This is a genomic window from Nocardia sp. NPDC059691, assembly GCF_042733915.1.
Taxonomy (GTDB): domain Bacteria; phylum Actinomycetota; class Actinomycetes; order Mycobacteriales; family Mycobacteriaceae; genus Nocardia; species Nocardia sichangensis.
In genome coordinates this window covers 1-17,556 of sequence record NZ_JBHWFB010000015.1, presented here as the reverse complement: position 1 = coordinate 17,556, position 17,556 = coordinate 1, and the positions used below count along the sequence as shown (strand labels likewise).

The following is a 17,556-nucleotide window of genomic DNA, read 5'->3' as shown; positions in this document are numbered from 1 at the left end:
ATTCCCAACCTTGGGAACAGTGGATCAGCGGACGCCTCACACCCGCGTGCTCGGCGCCAAACCCTCCAGCGCCGCGGTGACATCGAACGCGTCGATCGTCATGAGCTCCTGGTCGGTCATCGCGGCGATATCGGCGTTCTCCCTGGTGAAGCGATAGTCGCGCTCGGCTTCGGCGGCCTCGACCACGTTGCGCACGAAACGACCGTTGCCGGCCAGATCGATCAATCGCCTGCCGTTCTTGGTCTGCCCCGCCAACTCCTCGCACCGCAGCCGCAGCACCTCGCGTGCCTGCTCGGAGAGGATCGAGTCCTTCTTCCGCGCGATGTGTTCGGCGATCTGCACCAGTTCGTCTGCGCCGTAGCTGGCGAAACGGATGCGCTTGGTGAAGCGGGACGCCAGACCGTCGTTGGACGCGAGGAACCGGTCGATCTGGTCCTCGTATCCCGCGATGATCACGACGAGCTTGTCGCGATCGTTCTCCATCCGGGCCAGCAACGTGTCGACCGCTTCCTTGCCGAACGCGTCGCCGCCGGAAAGACCTTCCTGGATCAGCGTGTACGCCTCGTCGATGAACAGCACACCGCCGAGCGCCGTGTCGATCAGCGCGTTGGTCTTGGGAGCCGTGTGGCCCAGGTGGGTGCCGACCATGTCGTTGCGGGACACCTCGATGACATCGGCGTTCTCCACGACACCCAGGCCTGCGAAGATCTTGGCGATCACACGGGCGATGGTCGTCTTGCCGGTGCCGGGCGGCCCCGAGAAGATCAAATGCTGCGACTTGGAATCCACCGCGAGCCCGCGCTTGGCGCGCACCTGGTCCATCAGCACGCCTGACTTGAGCCGGTCGACCTGTTCTTTGACCGAGTCCATGCCGATCTGCGCCTGCAGCAGATCAGAAGCCTCCGCGAGGAGACTCTCTCGCTCCGCACGCGCCGCGCTGGCGGCCGCCTCGCGCGGATCGTCACCCGTCTTCGGATCCCACTTGTTGGTGCGGGAGGCGATGAGTTCCGCGGTGGCGACCTCGAATCGGTACGCCTTGTCCCGAACCGCGCGCTGCCATTCCTCGCGCTCGGGCCACAGCGCCGAGCCCTGTAGTCCTTTGAGGACCTTGTCGGCGGCTTCGTGGTCGCCGTTGTGCCGCATCAGCATGCCGAGCAAGAAGTGCGCGTCGGCCCAGATGTAGGACAGACTGCCCGAGGAGCTGTCCTCCACGATCCGCTGCGCGCGCGGCATGGCCTCGCCGAAGCGACCCAGATGCGCCAACGATTGCGCGGTCATCAGCTCCGCGGCGATGTCCAGCAGACCGTCTTCCAGTACCGGCCGCGCGCTGCGCAGCGTGAGCACATCCGGCCATTGCTTCGTCCGGAAGTACAGCGACATACGCACGAAATCGGATACGTCGTCGCGCGGAACCTCGTCGAGAATCGCCGCGGCCTCCTGCCATTCACCGCCTTCGGCATACGAGCACGCCTGTGCGATGGCGATCTGGTCCCGGTCGGCCATCGCGACGCGCAGGCCGTACATGCCGATCTCGACCTGGCACCACAGGGCGCGATCGACCAGACCCGCCCGTTGTTGATCGCGGTAGAGGTTGTGCACCGAGCGATAGGCGCCATAGATCACCTCAGAGGTGACCTCCCCCGCCATGGCGCGCCCGAGCCAGGCATCGCACATGTCCGGGTCGAGATCGGTGGCAGCCCGAAACGCTGCCGCCGCGTGCTGTTCGTTGCGCACGCCACCGGCGACCAACCCAAGATTCTGAACACCCGTGTAGAACGCGTCCTCGGCCGCTGACACTCGGACTTCCCTTCCGCCGATCTAGCCTCATCGAACGATAGATTCCGGCGGTCACGCCCAGGACTCGACCACTTCCCAGCAATGGGAAGACCCCAGCATGCCAGCCGCCGAGCCAGGACATGCCAATTTTGAACGTGCCATCAGTTAACGGTATGTTTACCTCGGGGTCGGCAAACATCCGCCTGCAGACGACCCCTTAGGCGGCGGCTGGCCAGCCGCGATCCGGTCCCTCCAACCGCCGCGCAGCAGGTGAGAGGCTCTGGCGAAATTTCTTGCCGCTATTTAGGTGCACACTATTGAACGTTCCGACAGAAGAGGGTACTGTCTGAACACAGATCGTCAGTCCCTCATCCTGACGATCTGAACCCAAAGCAACGGCCGGTGGCACCGGCAGGCCACCGGCCGTTGCGGGGGTGCGACACCCAGGCCGGTACCACGGTGTGTTTACGTCTACCACTGCCACCACTTCGACTCAGCAACCCATTCCCGTGCTTGGGAATGGGTTTTCTTGTGCCATCGATCGTCCGCTCAGTCGCGCGCCCCCGGCGGATCCACGCGATCGGACGACGTCACCCGCGACGGAGCCGCCGCCGCGTCGGCGAGATGGACACTGTCGACGCCCGCTTCGGCCCCCTTCTCCCGGACCAAGCGCAGCGGCGGTCGCGCGGACGGAGCGTGCACCACGGCCGGAACGTCCCGAGTACGACGGGTCTTGGTCCACGGGGTCACCGCGGGCCGACGGGCTTTCGGAGTGGCCTTCACCGGAGGTTCGGGCTTCGGCGGTGCGGGATTCGACGGGCCCGACTGCGCCACGGCACGCCCCCAAGGGGTGGACGCCGCAGTGGAGCCCTGCTGGGTGATGGGCGGAATACTCGGCGAATCGCCCATGACGGGACTCTCTACCGCGGACCGGTCCGCTACGGACAGCTGGCCGGCGGGCGCAACCGCGTCGGATGCCGAGCCGGGCCGGTGCACATCGGCGTCGGGCGTCGAGCGCGCCGAAACCTCGGGCATCGCATCACGATTGGCGACCGGCGCGGCATCCGCTTGCGCGGAGATGGCACGGGGGGTCTCGAGCCCGGCGGGTCGCTGCGCCGCCTCGAAATCCCCACCGTTGCGCGCGACATCGGGTACCGGTGATTTCCTCGCGGGATCCGCGGCCGGATCACGTGGGTCCGCACCGGCAGGTGTGGCCGACCGGTCGCCGGCCTGGACCGGACCACCCGCGCGGCCTTCGGATCCATTCCGTTCGACCGGCCGGTCCCCGTTACCTATCGCGTTCGTGGCATCGCGCATCGCGACGGGGACTCGCACGTTGTCGGTGCGGTGTCCGTCGAGACCAATGTTCCCCTGTGCAGCCGGAGCGAAGCGTGACCCGGGCTGTGCGTCGCGCCCGACCGGGAATTCCCGCGCTGCGGGGGCAGGACCGTGCGGTGTGGGAGTGTCCGTCGCGGTGTGCTGCGCCACATCGTCGAACGGCGTCGATGTCGTGAAGTCGAGTTCCGCGACGTTCTCCGCGAATGTCGCCGCGTGCCGCATGATGTCGTCGGCGTGATCATCGAGCACCTTTGCGAAATGCTGCACCGCGTCGGGGTCGATGTCCAACCGGGTGGCTCCGCTCGACGAAGGGATGTCGAGGGCGTTGCGGGTGGCGTCGTACACGATCCCGTTGACCATGTCGTCGATGGCCTGCTCGAGCGGTTCGATGGCTTTGCCGACGACCTCGGCGACGATGTAGCCGACCAGGTACTGCACCATCTCCTCGCACAGGCGTCGTGCCGCTGCGGCGACCAGCGGCGCGGACGGAGCCAGCGGCGGCGTGACCATGATCGATGCGTAGGTCGCGGCCAGGGCGGCGAGTTCGGCCAATACGGCGATCTTCACCGCGGTGATCACTGTCGCCGCCACTTCGAGGGCCTGCCCCACGAGCTTGCAGGCGCTGTCGAGTTGTCGCATGTGGGTAGCGCTCATGCCCGCCCAGGTGGCGACCAGCTGCTGGTAGGACTCGCCAGAGTAGAAGGCGCCCATCTGGTTTATCACGCCGGTCGCCGAGTCGTGCGTATCCCGCACTTGCTCGGCGAAGGTCCGGACATGCCCCGCGAGGGCACGCACATCGTCCTCGTTGATGTCCGGGTAGGGGATGCCGCAGATGTTGAGGAACAGCGCGACCTCGCTGGGGATGTTTATGGCCACGCTGCGTTCTCCTCCGCGGTCACCGGCTCACAGCACCCGCACGACGACGGCTTCGCTCGGCATACGTGACCATTTCACCGTCGAACCCGTGTAGGGCGCCTCGATGACCATCCCGTTGCCCGCGGCCAGCTGCACGTGCTCGGGCCCTCTCGTGCTGAACGAGCTGGCAGGGAACACCAGGTCACCGGGACGCACATCCTCGGGATGCACCCGGACCCCGCTGTAGATCTGCTCGTATGTGGTGCGCGGCAACACCACTTCCCCGTGGCTGGCCTGGGCGACGGCGTACTGGGTAAGGCCCGAGCAGTCGAATCCGCCGCCGCTCGGACCACCCGCGCCGCCGCCACCCCAGACATACGGCGTGCCGAGCCAGTTACTGGCGGCCAGTACCGCGTTGCTGCCGACCGTCCCGTCTGAGGGCACCATGCCGCTGCGACGCAACCGAGACGAGGACCTGGCCCTGGAACGCGTCCGTCGCCGCCGCCGAGGAGCGCCGCCGTGCCCGGCCTGCCGGGTCACCGGCGTCGCGGGCGGCATGATCTGCGCGGCCTGCTGACGCGCGGCGGCGACATCGGCGTCGACCTGCTTGGTGGCATTCGAGATGGTGGTCTGCGCGGCATCCAGCAACGCGGGACCGCTGAAGCGGGTGTCGCCCACCGCGGCGATGGCCTGTATCCGGCTCTGGAGATCCGCGATCTGGTTGGTCAGACGACCGCGGCTGTTGACTGTTCCGTCACCGGATTCGCCCACGGCCTTCTGCACGATGCTGTCCTTGCCCGCATGCGATTCCGCGATCGACAACTGCATGCCCTGCGCCTCGCCGTACCGACGCGCCGCCACGCCGGAATGGGCACCCAGGTCGGCGGCGATCGCTTGGGTCGTGGTCGCCGCCTGGCCGGCGGGCTGGCCGTCGCCGTAGAGCGCAAGCAGCGATCGGAGCACTCCGTCCAGGTCGTTCGTCAGTGCCGGTGCCATTCGACCGACTCGCCATCGCTCATCACCGACCGCCTCTCACACGCTTCCAAATATTGTGTCGCCCGAACCGATTCGGCCGTATTCCCATTCCTGGGTGGGTAATCGAACTATGAACCACTTCCCAGAATCGGGAAGCCGGGAGAATGAGGGTGACTTCTGAGAGGCGGTGGCGGCTGCATGGTAACGACGGCGACGAATACCCAAGCCAAGAAGGCAACGACGTCGGCATCCGCCACCCTGGCGAGCTATGCCTCCGACGCCAAACATGTGGTGCCGATCCATTTGCACTGCCCGCCCGGTGCGTCGGAAGGGCTGCGCGCCTTCATCGCGATGGCGGAGACCGCCATCCAAACCGCCGTCGACCTGCTCGGCCGCGGCATGCCCAAGCCGCCGCCGGACGTGGAAGAGCTGCTGCAGCCCGACTTCTACAAAACCCTCGGCAAAGGCGAAGCGGACGAGGAATATCGCAAAAGCGTCGACAAGGTCGAGGCCAAGCAGTTTCAACTGCTGCAGATGGACGACAAGGTGATCAGGACCTCGCAGACCGTGGCCAGCGAGCAGGCGCGGGCTGTGAAATCCATCCAAGATATCGTCGCCAACCTCAACGAAACGCTGAAGCGCGCGGGCACGCGCAAACTCAAGCCCAAAGACGAGCTTCCCTATCTCGAAGCTGTCGCCACCGCGGTGGACCGGGTCTACGACAAGGTCACCGCGATCGCCGAACTCAACGATCACATGGCCAACGGCGGCGGAAGCGGCAGCGGCAACGGAAGTTCGGGCGGCGGCCAGGCCAACGGGGGAAGCACCTCCGGCGGCAGCAGTGGCGGCGGCGACGGCGGACTGTCGTCGCTGTTGCCGATGCTGGCGATGCTGCCGATGGCGGCCATGCCGCTGATCTCGCAGATACCCCAGATGATGCAGAAGGCCGAAGAGGACAAGGCGAAAAAGGCCGAGGAGAACCAGAAGAACGGCGCTCCCGGACAGCCGGGCCAAGCGCCGCAACCCGGCAACCAGGCCGCGCCTGCCGTCGCGCCGCCGCAGGGCGCCCCGAACGCGCAGCCGGCCGGAGCGCAACCGGCCACCGCGCCGCCCGGCGGCGTCACCGCGGCGCCGGCGGCGAATACCGCGCCGCCCGGCGAACAGAACGGGGCTCCGGCCACCGGATCACCCGGCGTCATCCCTGCTCGGCGGACCAGGGAGAGGTCCGCCGCCGACCGGCCCGACAGCCAGACCGCGCAGGATGCGGTGGAGGAGCGCGAACCGGATCGGGAAGAAAGCTCGGTCATCGACGCATAGTCGAGCGGCCGTTGGGTCGCCGCTCGAAGTGATCCCGCGTGTAGCTGGTTCGCACGCTCGATATCCCAGCTATCGGCCTGGCACGATCGGGGTCCGGCGAACGGGCGTCGGCGCGGGCCGTGGGGATCAACACAACCATCGGTGTCGGCCGCGTCGGTCACCATGAGCACGGCAGCGCAGCCTCCCCGTATAACCACCGGCGCTACTGTCTTCGACCGGTCCTTGACCCCCGGTGTGGGCCGTCGCCGCAACTCGGTCGGAATTGCCGGTGCCCTGCCCAGTGTGTGCCCTCGCCTCCCCTGCACAGCCCGGTTCGCGTAGCAAGGTGCTGGCGGGTACGCACGATCCGGGTCGCGGCGAGGTGGGTGTGAAACCCCACCGCACCGCGTCCGTACCTCCGAAAACTCTAGACGAGTTCAGCTTTCACGACTGCTCCGGCGGCGCCACCGGCGGCGGCGGCGTCGAAGGCGCGACGACGATGCTGGGCGGCGGCCCTCCGGCAGCTTCCGGTGCGGTGACCGAGGGAACCGTCGCGGGCCGAGCGGCCCGCTCGGGCTGCACGGCGGCGGAGACGGGCGCCGGCGTCGAGACGAATTGCGGATGCAACGTGATCTGTTCGTGCGCGTAGACAGCGTCGCGCAGAGTCTGCCGGCCCGGTTCGTCGGCCAGCAGCAGCACCAGCTCGTTGCATCGTCGCTCGAAAACCATGCTGCGCAACGGGGAAACCCCGGCATCCAGCCGCAGCTGGCCGATCTCCACGCGGCCCACGTCGACCCGCTGTCCGAGCATCGAGGCCGCCAGCAGATCGTCGGCGTCGCGCAGCTCGTCCCACAGTGCGCGCGGCACGGCCCTCCCGGCTTGCAACTCGGCGAGGATCCGTTCCCGCACCGTGCGCGACGTGGCGGCTTCGGCGGGCACCGGTCCGGAACGTCCGACCTGTGCGTGGGCATCCGCGGCCAGCTCCACACATCGAGATGCCACCTTCGCGTCGGGCACCGACGCGACATGCTCCAGGCCGGGGATCGAACCAGCAAGACCGAGGCGGTCAGCCGTGTCGGGGGTGAACGCGCGCAGGTCGACGTCGTAGACCGGACCGACGAGTCCTTCCATCGCCGCGTCACCGAATCGGGCACGCAAGCCGGGGTCGATCGGTCCGGACGAGACCAGGGCGGACAAGCTCGCGTTCGCTTTGCCGCCCCACGCCAGGCCGAATTCCGCCAGTACCCGAGCCGGATCCGTGACGCCCTCCCACGGTGAACCGGCACCGTCGTCGGCCGCGAGCAACTCGTCCCAGTTCCACGGCGTGGAAACCTCACGCGGCAGGAACAGTCCTGCGGGCAACCAACCACGTCCTTCGTTGGAAGTGATGAATACGCCGATTCCCCCTGGACCGCGCATCACCGCGACCGCCCAGGCCATACCCACCGGAGAGTCCACGGCGGCGAGCACGCTGCCGAGCAGCGTCTTGGCCAGCACCAGATCGTCGTTCACCGGGCTGCCCACCACGTAGGCGGGTTCGGCCTCCTTGTCCTTCGCCGAGGCGACGGCGGCGGCGAACGGGCTCGCGACCGGGACCGGCATGGGCGGCATGTCCGACCGGCCGGTCGCGCCGCTGGTCGGCTGCGTGGCGCCTCGGTCGTCCGGGCTCGCGTTGAGTGGCCCGACTCCACCGGGCGGCATGCCTGCGGTCGTCGGCGCGGTCACGCCGCTGCTCGACGGTCCCCCCGTTGTCGTCGGCGTCGCGCCGGCCGCGTTCGGCGTTCCAGCGCCGTTGATGCCGACCGATTCCGTCGGCGCGGCGGTCGCTCCGGGCACACCCGTACCAGTGGGCGACGCGCCGTTCGGGCCGCCGGGCGACGTACCGAGCGGGTAGTTCTGGGCGCCGTCGGGATCGGCCGATGCCGGGCCTGCCGATGCCGGGCCCGCCGAAACGGGGCCTGCCGAAGTAGGAGCGGCCGACACGGGGCTGTCGCCTGGCGCCACCGGCGTCCTCGTGCCGCCCGGACCGTACTGATCGGTCGGGCTTCCGCCGAGCCCGGTCGGGGACGTGTGACCGGAGTCGTCCATCAGCCGCCGGATCTCCGAGGCGGCTTCCGATTCATGCCGCTCATAGGCGGCCGCAGACGCCTGCAACGAGTCGGCGGTGCGGTCGTGTTCACTGGCCAGCGCCTCGCCCGCACGCTGGCGCGCATCGTAATAACGCTCCAGCGCTTCGTAGACCGGATAGGCGATCTTGCCGTAGGTGGGCAGGAAGTTCGCGAGCCAGTCAGCGGGCGGTTTGGCCCACTCCCTGGTGTCGGCCGCGACCCGGCGGTGTTGGTCGGCCAGCTGACGCAAAACCGCAGGGTCGATTTCCATGCTGTTCGGCATGCTCGATCAGATCCTTTCCCACCACACGTCCCACTATTGTCAATCCTTCCCAGCCATGGGTAGTGCGCGGCGTTTGCCCGGTTAACGCTTCGATTCGTGGGCATTGGGCCGTAGCGTTTTTCGTCTATTGCGGCGCCCGGCCCATCCTCACCGACCTGGACCCGCGGTGATGGTCGGGCGACGAGTCCGGGCGGCAGCGGGGCCCGGAGCCGGTGCGACGAAGTCCGGATGACCCACGATTTGGGCGTGCGCGTACACCGCGTCGCGCAGACGCCGGCGTGTCGCGTCCTCCGCCAGCAGCAGCACGAGTTCGTCGCAGCGGCGCTCGAAAACCATGGCGCGCAACGCGCTCATCTCCGATGTGTATCGGCCGTCGGCCTGATCGGCGCGCAACTCGCCCAGCGCGACCCTGGACACATCGGCACGCCGCGACAGCATCGTCGCGGTGAGCAGGTCGTCGGCATCCCGCAGCTCCTCCCACCACTCCTGCGATACCTCACGGCCCTGCCGGAGCGCGCCGAGGATGCGCTCCCGTGTCGCAGGCGCTGCCAGCGCGGCGGGGGAACCCAGACCCGCCTTGTGGACCCGGGCATGCGCGTCCCAGGCCAACTCCCAGCATCGCACTCCGATCTCCGACTCCGGCGTGGTCGCGGCGCGCTGCACCAGCGCGGGAGCTCCGATCAGTTCGAGGCGGTCGACCAGATTCGGCTTCGGCGCGCTGAAGTCCATCGCCGAAGCGGCGGGGACTTCACCTTCGATCGGCACGTCACCCAATTGCCGGCGCAACTCGGCACCGACTTCCTCCGAAGAGACGACGGCGGTCAGCCGAGCACCGGACTTGCGGCCCCAGGCGATTCCGAATTCGGCCAGAACACGCGCGGGATCGGCGACACCCTCCCACGCGCTCTGGGCCACCTCCCACACCCACGGCGTGGACATCTCACGCGGCAGGTACAGCCCGGCGGGCATCCAGCCGCGGCCCTCGTTCGAGGTGATGAACGCGGTGATGCCGCTCGAATGACGCATCACCGAGACTGCCCAGCCGAGCCCGAGGACCGCGTCGCCGCCCGCGGCAAGGACGCCGCCGAGCAGCGTGCGGGCCAGCACCAGGTCGCCATCCACTCGCTCGCCCAGCACGAATGCCGGTGCGGCCGCCGACGTCATGGCCGCGCCCACCACGGTGCGCATCGAGTCGTCGGTATCGTCCTTGTCCGCATCAGCACGCTGTTCGGTCCGTTCCGGCGGCTGCGCCCGGCCGGTGCCGCTCGCCCCGGGAGGTGGCGTCGCGCCAACCGCCGTGACTTTGGGCGCGGCGGCCGGTCCACGGGTTTCGCTCGGCGCGACCGTGGTCTGCTTCGGCTGGACTTGCGGCGGACCCGAGCCCGCCTGTGCCGCTGGAGCGGAGACCGATGATCCGGGAGGGGGGGCCGAGGCGGCGGGTGTGGCCGGTACAGACGATGCGGGCGGCGCGGCAGCAACAGGCGCCGCGACAGGCGGAGGAAGAATCAACGGCGGTGGCGCCGATGCGACCGGGTCGGCCCCGGGCACGGAGGAACCGGTGATCTGGTCGGGTGCGACGGTGTCGTGCGATTCCGCCGCGGAAACGGTAGTGGAACGGTCGGGACTCGCGGACTCGGTTCTATCGACCGAGACATCTTGGTCCCTTCCGTGTGAACCGTGTGCGTCCGCACCGGGCACACCTTGGTCGTGGCCGTCCTCCGGCACATCGTCATGCGAAGCCAGGGGCTCGCTGTCGGTGATGTGTGCGCGCGGCGCGCCACTCGCGGCAGGTAGACCGGGCCCGTTGTCGAGGACCCCACCGGGCGAATTGCTCACGGGGACGGTCGTCGTCCCACCGGGCGTGCGCTGGTCGGGCACAGGGTTCGTCGCCGAAGGGACGACCGGAGTGTCCTGCACCGGCTCCGGATTCGGTTGTTGCCCGAGTTCGTCACCGGGCAACAGCACCTCGCCCGGGTCCACAGTCGGTCGATGATCGACTTTTTCGGGGAACACCGCAACCGGCGAATCGTCCTTCGGCCCGTTCACCCGCGGTGATCCGTCTTGCCGTGGGCCGCCGGAGTGATCCGTGGCGGGACGGTTCTGTTGGTGGTCGCCACCGCTGTGGTCGTGCGCCCTGCGGTGTTCCGGCTCCCAAGGCCCCGGCTGGTTCAGCGCATCGCCGATCCGATTCAAACTGGGCAGGTCGTTCGGGCCGAGCGCGCCGAGCGCGGCTCGGACGATATCCTCGACGTCGTCCCGGGCGGCGTTGATTATTCCGGGAATCCGGTTCCGGATCGCCTGGGCGTCGGCTTCGTCTTCCTCTGCCGCGGCGGCCCGCTTCGTCGCGTTGATCCTCCGGGTAGCCTCATCGACCACGTCCAAAATCTTGTGGCGTGTCCGGTAGACGAGGTCGGAGAAGAAGCGAAAGGTGTCGGCTGCCGCCTCCAAGGCGTCGGCGAACGCCTGCGGATTCTTGCTCTGGCGCAGCATCTCGTCCTTGATCGGGTCCAGAGCGGCGCTGGCGCGAACCCGTTCGTCGAAATCGCGGCGCTTGCCGTCGGCCTCGAGCAGATCCAACCCCGCCGCGCCGTCGCGCGCGAGACGTTCGAGCGCATCCCAGTCCCCCGGCGAAATCGCCGGCCAGTTGTCTTTGACGATCTCGGTCCAGTACGGACTGCTGCGCTCCGGTTCCATCAGCGAGTCAGATGGGTTCGGCGCTACGCACCGCGGCGCCGCCTTCTCGATCGTGGTCACCGTGCGCGTGGGAGATCCGTGCCGCGAACTGCGTGGTCGCCTCCGCCCGGCGGCCGTTGGCACGCACCGCACGCTCGAAGGTGGTCCTGATCCACTCCGTTTTCGCCACGAGTTGGCGGTCGAGCTCCGATTCGGGTCGCCGCGGCGCGACGAAGCCGTCGACGGTCCCTTTCGCCCGACCGCCGGTCGTGGTCATCGCCGTCCCCCACTTGTAGGCGGTGGCGATCACCTCGTGCGGCGGGTCGGTGTCGAGTCTGTCGGTCATTGTCGCTGTCCTGTCTCGCCGTTGCGGCGGTCGGCACTCAGGTGTCGCGTCGGAACTCGGATTCCTCCATGGCGCGATACGACGCCTCGGTCGGAAGATCGAACGAGTCGATCGTGTAGGAACGGGTGCCCTTGTACTCCATCTCGGCCCGCAGGCCCACACGCGATTTCGCGTGCGCCAACCGCGCGAGCTTGACGATCTGGGACGCCAGCCACTCGTCGCCGTTGTCGCGGGCGTCATCGGTGATGTACAGGCCGATGATCTCCCCGTCCCGGTCGCACCCGACGCCGACGGTGTGATCGGGGTTGAACACCTCGTAGGTCAGGTTCCGCCAGTCCGGCGGGGCGGCTTCGCGCTCACCGTCGTCGTCGACATCGAAGTCATCGACCTGGAACGAGTGCATGTCGGTCATCGGCTGCTCTCCGAGATTCGTTCGCCGGGGCGAGGATCGATCAAGTAGTCGGCTTCGTCGGACACCGATTCCAGACGCGCTGCCAGCGCGGACCACGCGGAGTCCTCGATGCGCATGACTTGGCGCAACTGCCAGAACCGGGCGCCGAGATACATCTCACCGGTGCCGTCGGTGGCCACATCGAGATGGTCTGGACCATCGGTGGTCGCGTTCAAGGTGACGGCCGTGAGCGGCGGGCGGGTGTCGTCGACGTTGATCAAGGTCGCGCCGCCGCCGGGAATGAAGCTCTGCCGCAGCCGGGCGCTGGTTCCGATCGCGACGTCCGCGCTGTTGGTGGTGATGGTGACCTCGGGATTCAACAGCAGTTGCAGCACCCACGAGCGAGCCGCCTGCTCGGGATGGTCGGCGTTGATCGCGATGGTGAGGGTGGCCGCCAAGTCGACCACGAGAACCGAATCCGTATTCGTGACACCGGCGATCACCAGACGCCTGGCGGTGCCCACCGGGTACGGCAGATCGTCGGCGGCCAGGGACACCACGTCCGCGCCGACCGCGCCGCCGGTCGCCGGGTGCGCCGAGACGGTTCCGGTGGCGATATCGATCGTGTAGGCGACGATCGTCTCCGAAATGCCGTCCGCCACCCCGGCCAGACGGACCAGCCCCTCGTCGTGCAGCCACCGCACCGTATCCGCGACGGTGACGTCCGGGGCCGGCTCGGTCATCCTGCCTGCCCGGAAGCGGTGGCGACCGGCTCGGCCGCGTCGACGGGGTTCTCCATGACGCTTTGGTACTGCCGTGCCGCGTCGGCGGTGCTCTCCCGGATGGCGGCCATGATCTCGGTGACCAGTTCGGGGCAGGTCAGCCGAGCAGCGGTGCCCGGCGCGAGGTAGAGGTCGGTCAGCCTGCCCATCGCGTCGACTTCCGGGATGACCGCGCCGCTGGGCGACGGCCTGCGTGCCCTGATGTTGTCGATCTTCTCCCGCATCTCGGCGATCCGGTGCCGCAGATTGCGGGCGGCGTCCAAAGCCGCCTGCACGTCCGGGTGGATGGAACTCATGGCTCCACCTCGCTGCGCTCACTCATGCGTTACCTCCGGATTGGGTCGGTGTCTGGTTGCCCGGGCCGGGCGTCGGCGGTGTCACGGTCGGGGCTATGGTCGGCCGTTCGCCGATCACCGCTTCGGTGTGCGGTGTGTCATCGACATACATCAAGCGGTCCGGATGCCACGCCACGACTCGGTTGCGGTCGTTGCCATTGCCTCCCGCGTTGCCCATACCCGGCGCCATCGGCATGTACGGCATCATCGGCGATCCGCCACGCGCGGCGGTTGCCCCTGCGGCCGACGACGCGGCGAGTGGTTCGATGACCGACGTGCGGGGCATGCCCGAACCCAGACTGGCCGCCGCGGCCACCGGAAGAGCGGTCGCCGCGACGGTTTCGGCCTCGACATCCGGGATGCCGAGACCTGGACTGCCGGCGGGCATCCCGCTCGGGCTGCCCGTCCCGAGGCCGCTGGGAATGCCGAGATCGTCGTAACCGTAGTCATCGACGCCGTAGTCGTCGTAGGCCTCCGACGGATCCGACTTGCCGAGCTGACTCAGTGGCATTCCGGCCGAAGTCATCGCACTCATCAAAGCGGGCAGCATCTGGCTCAACGCGCTGCTGTCACCGTTACCGCTTTCCTTGCCATCGCCGGTGCCTTTGCCGGTGCCGACCTTCGAGCCGACCTCGGTGGAATATCCGGTGATCGTCTCCGCCGAACGAGCGTTCTGTTCGTTGAATTTCGCCAGCGCGGCTTGGATACCGACTTCGTTCTTGGAGCGCATCGCCGCGAGTAGCTCCTTGCGCGCGGCGATGATCTCCTCCGGCGTGGGGTGTTTCGCTTTCGCGGTGCGGAATGCGTCGCTGTAGGTGTCGATTCCGTCGGCCAGCAGACCGAGACCCGTGCCGAGCTGGTCGAGCCATCCGCGGCGCCGGCCGAGTTCCGACGCCGCCTTCGCGCCGACCGGTTCCCAGTGCTGCATCGACCTCGTCGCCGAGTCCACTCCGTCGACGACCGCGAGGTGCGGTCCTCCGGCGAACTTGCGCAACGCGTCCGCGAATCCCTTCGCCGCGCCCGGCCCGGGACCCGAGTGCAACTGCTGGGCGAAGGTCAACGGGTCGACGGCGCCCCCCGCGACGGGAAACCTCAGCGCGGGCGGGCGCCGCTGGCCGATTTCCTGGACATCGCCGACGGGATTGGCCAGGCGTTCACCGCCGCTGCCGTTGATGGCCCGTGCGCCCTCGTCATCGCCCGCGGTGTACTCGGCTGCCGCCGTGCCGATGTTGTACGCGGTGCGCTGGATATCGGTGAGAACACCCGCCATGCCATTGAGCAGAGACGCGGCTTGCGCGTTGAGCTGCGGCACCGCCGCGGCGGAAATCGGGTCAGCTCCCGCGGGTACCACCCATCCGCCGGGTATCGCCGCCCCGGTATCGCGCGCCACCCCGGCGAGTTTCGACGCCGCAGCGACGAGTTCCTGCGGATCCACATTCAGCGCCATCGCGACCTCCTATCCTCATCTGCCGCTGCCACATTGTTCGCGCGATCAGCCCGCGGGTACCGCGACAACCGGCATTGCCGCGTTCGCGGACTGATCGGCCGTGCCCGGCGTCGCCGAGGGCGCGCCCCCGTCCACCGGCGCGGTCACATCGGTGTCCTTCGGGTGCACGAACCCCTGGAAAGCACCGAATTCTCCTGCCTTGTCGGACATCTCAGCTGGATTGCACGGTTTCAGCTCGCCGTCGACGATGACTTCCATCGTGCCACCCGTGTCGGAAGGGAATACCACGAGAACCGCCGTGCGCTTCTCCCAGATACCGACGTCTCCGGTCATCGCCTGGAAAGGATCGATGGGAGCGCCGATCTGCTTCTTGTCCGACCACTTCGACGACGTCTTCTCGTACGCCTTCTGCGCGTCGGTGCCGCTCTTGTTGCCGAACGCCGCGTCGAGGACTTGGGCGCGCATCGCGGAAACCTTCTGCGTGCGTCCGTCGGGGAAGGTGTAGACCACGCTGCCGTCCGCACCCGGGGTACGACCGGGCGCCACCGCGGGCTGTGTGGAAGTCGTCGTCCCGGTCGGCGCGCCGGTGTGCTGCGTCGTGGGGGCCGTCGCGGCAGGCTGTACGGCCGCGGGCTGCGCGACGGTCGGCGACGCGACCTGCTGCGGGTACACCGAATCGAGTTCGTCGTCGTAGCGACGCGGATCCAACTCCGCGCGGCGGCTGTTCAGGTCCGTGTCGGCGCCGAAACGATTCCCGAGTGCCCCCATCATCAACGGCAGCATGGACATCGCGTCCAGGCCGGAACTCGCAGGCGACGTGGCGGCCGGCGACGGCACACTCGGAGTCTCGGGTGTCGTCACGCCCGGCGTGGTTCCGGTGGGGTCGATACCGTTGGGTGTCTGGTTGTTCAGACCGGTGCCGTCCGTACCGGTGCCGTCCAGATTTGTCGGCGTCGTGCCGGAACTCGGGTCGTCGAGACTGTCCAGGCCGGTGGGGAAGCCGCTGTCGTCCACGGCAGGCGGGGTGGTCTGGTCGTTGTTGCCGGTCGTGGGGTAGTTCGACGTGTCGACGTTCGGTGGATACCCCGTCGGATTGGCCGCGGCTGTCTCCAGCGCCTTCACTCGATCCGAGAGGTCCTTGGTCATCTTTTCGGTCTCGTCGGAATCACCTTTGATGTCTTTTGCGATGTCTTCCTGCTCGGATTTCGTCGTGTTCGTGATCTGCAGAGATTTCTCGCAACCTTCGGTGACGTACGTCATGACATGACGGTTTTCATCCAGATCCGGGGGCGGAGTCGCGGCCTGGGTGTTGAGATATGGAATGAGTTTGTTCTTATAGCCGTCTCTGGCGGTCTCTACGGATACCTTCGAATCGTGGACTTTTTTCGCGACCCCGACGTCCTTTTTCTCCATCTTCTCGAAAGTGTTCACCAGTTTGTCGTTTACTATGGCATAGTCCTCGAACACGGACGACCTGACTTTATAGTCCTTCAGATCGACCTGCGGCACCGGCGCCTTGATCGGCATTTTTTCCGCGTTACCTTTACCGAGATATTCCCAGCCCATCTGGAGCGTCGTATGCAGGCACTTGTCGTCGCCTTTGTCTACTTCCAGAAAGTCGTGCACCGCGATATACAGCTTGAGCCGCTCCGCCGGCCACCGTTTGGAATATAGATCCGGAACGTACAGCGTCGGCATGTCCTCGCTCATGGAGACACCAGCGCGGCGGAACTAGTGCCTCGATATTCCACACCCGCCGGACGCACCGGGAGCTTGTCGGGGATTGCCTGCTGAGGCTGCACAGGCTCCTTATGTGGATTGAAAGCGTCATACCCCCGGCTTGCCAGAGCGTTGCTGACACCCGCGGTCAGCGCGCCGGCACCCAACCTGGGCATGCCAGCTCTCGCGAACGCCAATCGATCGGCGAACCCGCCATAACCTCTCCGCGCCATGAGCTGACCGGCGTCCCTCAGACTGGCCCCCAATGCCCTCAACCCGCCACCTGCCAGGCCGCGCGTCGCGCCACCGACCACGCCACCGGGAATCGCGCTGACGGCAGCTCCGATCAGACCGGCCTCCAAGCCCTCCGAGAAAGAACCCCTTTCGATACCGGTCCAGATGCCGCTGACCGCACCGCCGACTATCGCTGAGCCGACTGGACCACCGAACGCGAATCCCACACCGCTCGCTACGCCCGCAGCGACGTCTTTCCATTCGAGACCGAAAATGCCCATGCGATCCACCTATTCGATGTACAGCGAGTATCGATCGAGCCAGCCGAACTTGTCGCCGCAGGCAGACGCGATGAGGCGACGTCGCCCTGCGGCTGGACTTCGACCACGCTCGGGGTCCTCTCGACACCACCATTGTCGAGGATTCCCATTATTGGGAACCGAGGCATCGACCGGAACAGCCAGGATGGGTGATCGCGGAACATACACTGAATGCCACGAATCATCATGGCTGCAATCACTTCTGAGTCGCTGATGACGATGGAGGACGTAGTAACCAATGCGCCGCCGTGAGTTGCTGTTGCCCGCCGCGGCCTCGCGCATCACACCAGGTACCGAGGGAAATGATGACCACCGCTGAGGTCTGGCCAGAAGAAGATGCCGAGGCGCCTTCGCCCGCCGTGACGCCCTGGTCGAGCCGACCGGACAACTCACGTACGCCGCCGGGGTCCGCAGCGCCCGCGCCCCGGGGCATTCCGTCGCCCGGACCTGCGCAGGCAAGCGCTCCTGTCCAGCCGGCCCAATCCGGGTCGACATCGTCGGGTGCTTCAAGTCAGTCCGGTCAGTCAGGTGTTCCGTCTCGAGCTGGTTTGCCGGGCACGGCGGTTGGCCCTGGGCAGGCGGCTCCGCCGGTTCAGCAGCCGGGTCAGTCGGTTGAGGGTGCGCCGGGTGGTGTGGTGGCTCCGCGGGTGGAGGCGGCGCCGCCGGGTGGGGGTGTGG

12 protein-coding genes are annotated in these 17,556 nt (G+C 67.6%); 1 reads left to right on the top strand and 11 read right to left on the bottom strand.

The features are described from left to right. Positions 1 to 36: 36 nt before the first annotated feature. The 3 genes from eccA to ACFV2O_RS28990 form a co-directional block, all read right to left on the bottom strand. Positions 37 to 1,797 carry a type VII secretion AAA-ATPase EccA gene (gene eccA, locus ACFV2O_RS29000; RefSeq protein ID WP_364431836.1) on the bottom strand — a complete coding sequence of 587 codons (1,761 nt, stop codon included), beginning with the start codon at positions 1,795 to 1,797 and terminating at the stop codon, positions 37 to 39. Between the two features lie 528 nt (positions 1,798 to 2,325). Continuing rightward, on the bottom strand, positions 2,326 to 3,990 hold the full coding sequence (locus ACFV2O_RS28995) for a hypothetical protein (protein WP_379254577.1): 1,665 nt from the start codon (positions 3,988 to 3,990) through the stop codon (positions 2,326 to 2,328). Positions 3,991 to 4,017: 27 nt separating this feature from the next. Then, positions 4,018 to 4,965, bottom strand: coding sequence for a C40 family peptidase (locus ACFV2O_RS28990; RefSeq protein ID WP_379254575.1), 948 nt, complete (start codon positions 4,963 to 4,965; stop codon positions 4,018 to 4,020). 177 nt (positions 4,966 to 5,142) lie between these two features. Between ACFV2O_RS28990 and ACFV2O_RS28985 the strand changes: the two genes are divergently transcribed. Then, positions 5,143 to 6,261 (top strand): hypothetical protein, encoded by a 1,119-nt coding sequence (locus ACFV2O_RS28985; protein WP_379254573.1) that lies wholly within the window; start codon positions 5,143 to 5,145, stop codon positions 6,259 to 6,261. Positions 6,262 to 6,684: 423 nt separating this feature from the next. Here ACFV2O_RS28985 and ACFV2O_RS28980 read toward each other — a convergent pair whose 3' ends face one another. The 8 genes from ACFV2O_RS28980 to ACFV2O_RS28945 all read right to left on the bottom strand — a co-directional run bounded on the left by ACFV2O_RS28980 (position 6,685) and on the right by ACFV2O_RS28945 (position 16,315). Then, positions 6,685 to 8,631 (bottom strand): type VII secretion target, encoded by a 1,947-nt coding sequence (locus ACFV2O_RS28980; protein WP_379254572.1) that lies wholly within the window; start codon positions 8,629 to 8,631, stop codon positions 6,685 to 6,687. Between the two features lie 147 nt (positions 8,632 to 8,778). After that, positions 8,779 to 11,325: a hypothetical protein gene (locus tag ACFV2O_RS28975; protein WP_379254570.1), complete on the bottom strand. Its 2,547-nt coding sequence runs from the start codon at positions 11,323 to 11,325 to the stop codon at positions 8,779 to 8,781. A gap of 7 nt (positions 11,326 to 11,332) precedes the next feature. Next, entirely contained in the window at positions 11,333 to 11,650 is a 318-nt protein-coding gene (locus tag ACFV2O_RS28970) for a hypothetical protein (RefSeq protein ID WP_364431818.1), read from the bottom strand. Between the two features lie 37 nt (positions 11,651 to 11,687). Continuing rightward, positions 11,688 to 12,062 (bottom strand): hypothetical protein, encoded by a 375-nt coding sequence (locus ACFV2O_RS28965; protein WP_364431815.1) that lies wholly within the window; start codon positions 12,060 to 12,062, stop codon positions 11,688 to 11,690. Continuing rightward, positions 12,059 to 12,784: a hypothetical protein gene (locus ACFV2O_RS28960; protein ID WP_379254567.1), complete on the bottom strand. Its 726-nt coding sequence runs from the start codon at positions 12,782 to 12,784 to the stop codon at positions 12,059 to 12,061. The genes ACFV2O_RS28965 and ACFV2O_RS28960 overlap by 4 nt, the downstream gene beginning before the upstream one ends. After that, positions 12,781 to 13,119 carry a hypothetical protein gene (locus tag ACFV2O_RS28955; protein WP_379254565.1) on the bottom strand — a complete coding sequence of 113 codons (339 nt, stop codon included), beginning with the start codon at positions 13,117 to 13,119 and terminating at the stop codon, positions 12,781 to 12,783. Before ACFV2O_RS28955 ends, ACFV2O_RS28960 begins: the two co-directional genes overlap by 4 nt. Before the next feature lie 22 nt (positions 13,120 to 13,141). After that, positions 13,142 to 14,605: a PE family protein gene (locus ACFV2O_RS28950; RefSeq protein ID WP_379254563.1), complete on the bottom strand. Its 1,464-nt coding sequence runs from the start codon at positions 14,603 to 14,605 to the stop codon at positions 13,142 to 13,144. Between the two features lie 45 nt (positions 14,606 to 14,650). Further along, complete coding sequence (locus ACFV2O_RS28945; protein WP_379254561.1) at positions 14,651 to 16,315, bottom strand: hypothetical protein; 1,665 nt, start codon at positions 16,313 to 16,315, stop codon at positions 14,651 to 14,653. Positions 16,316 to 17,556: the final 1,241 nt, after the last annotated feature.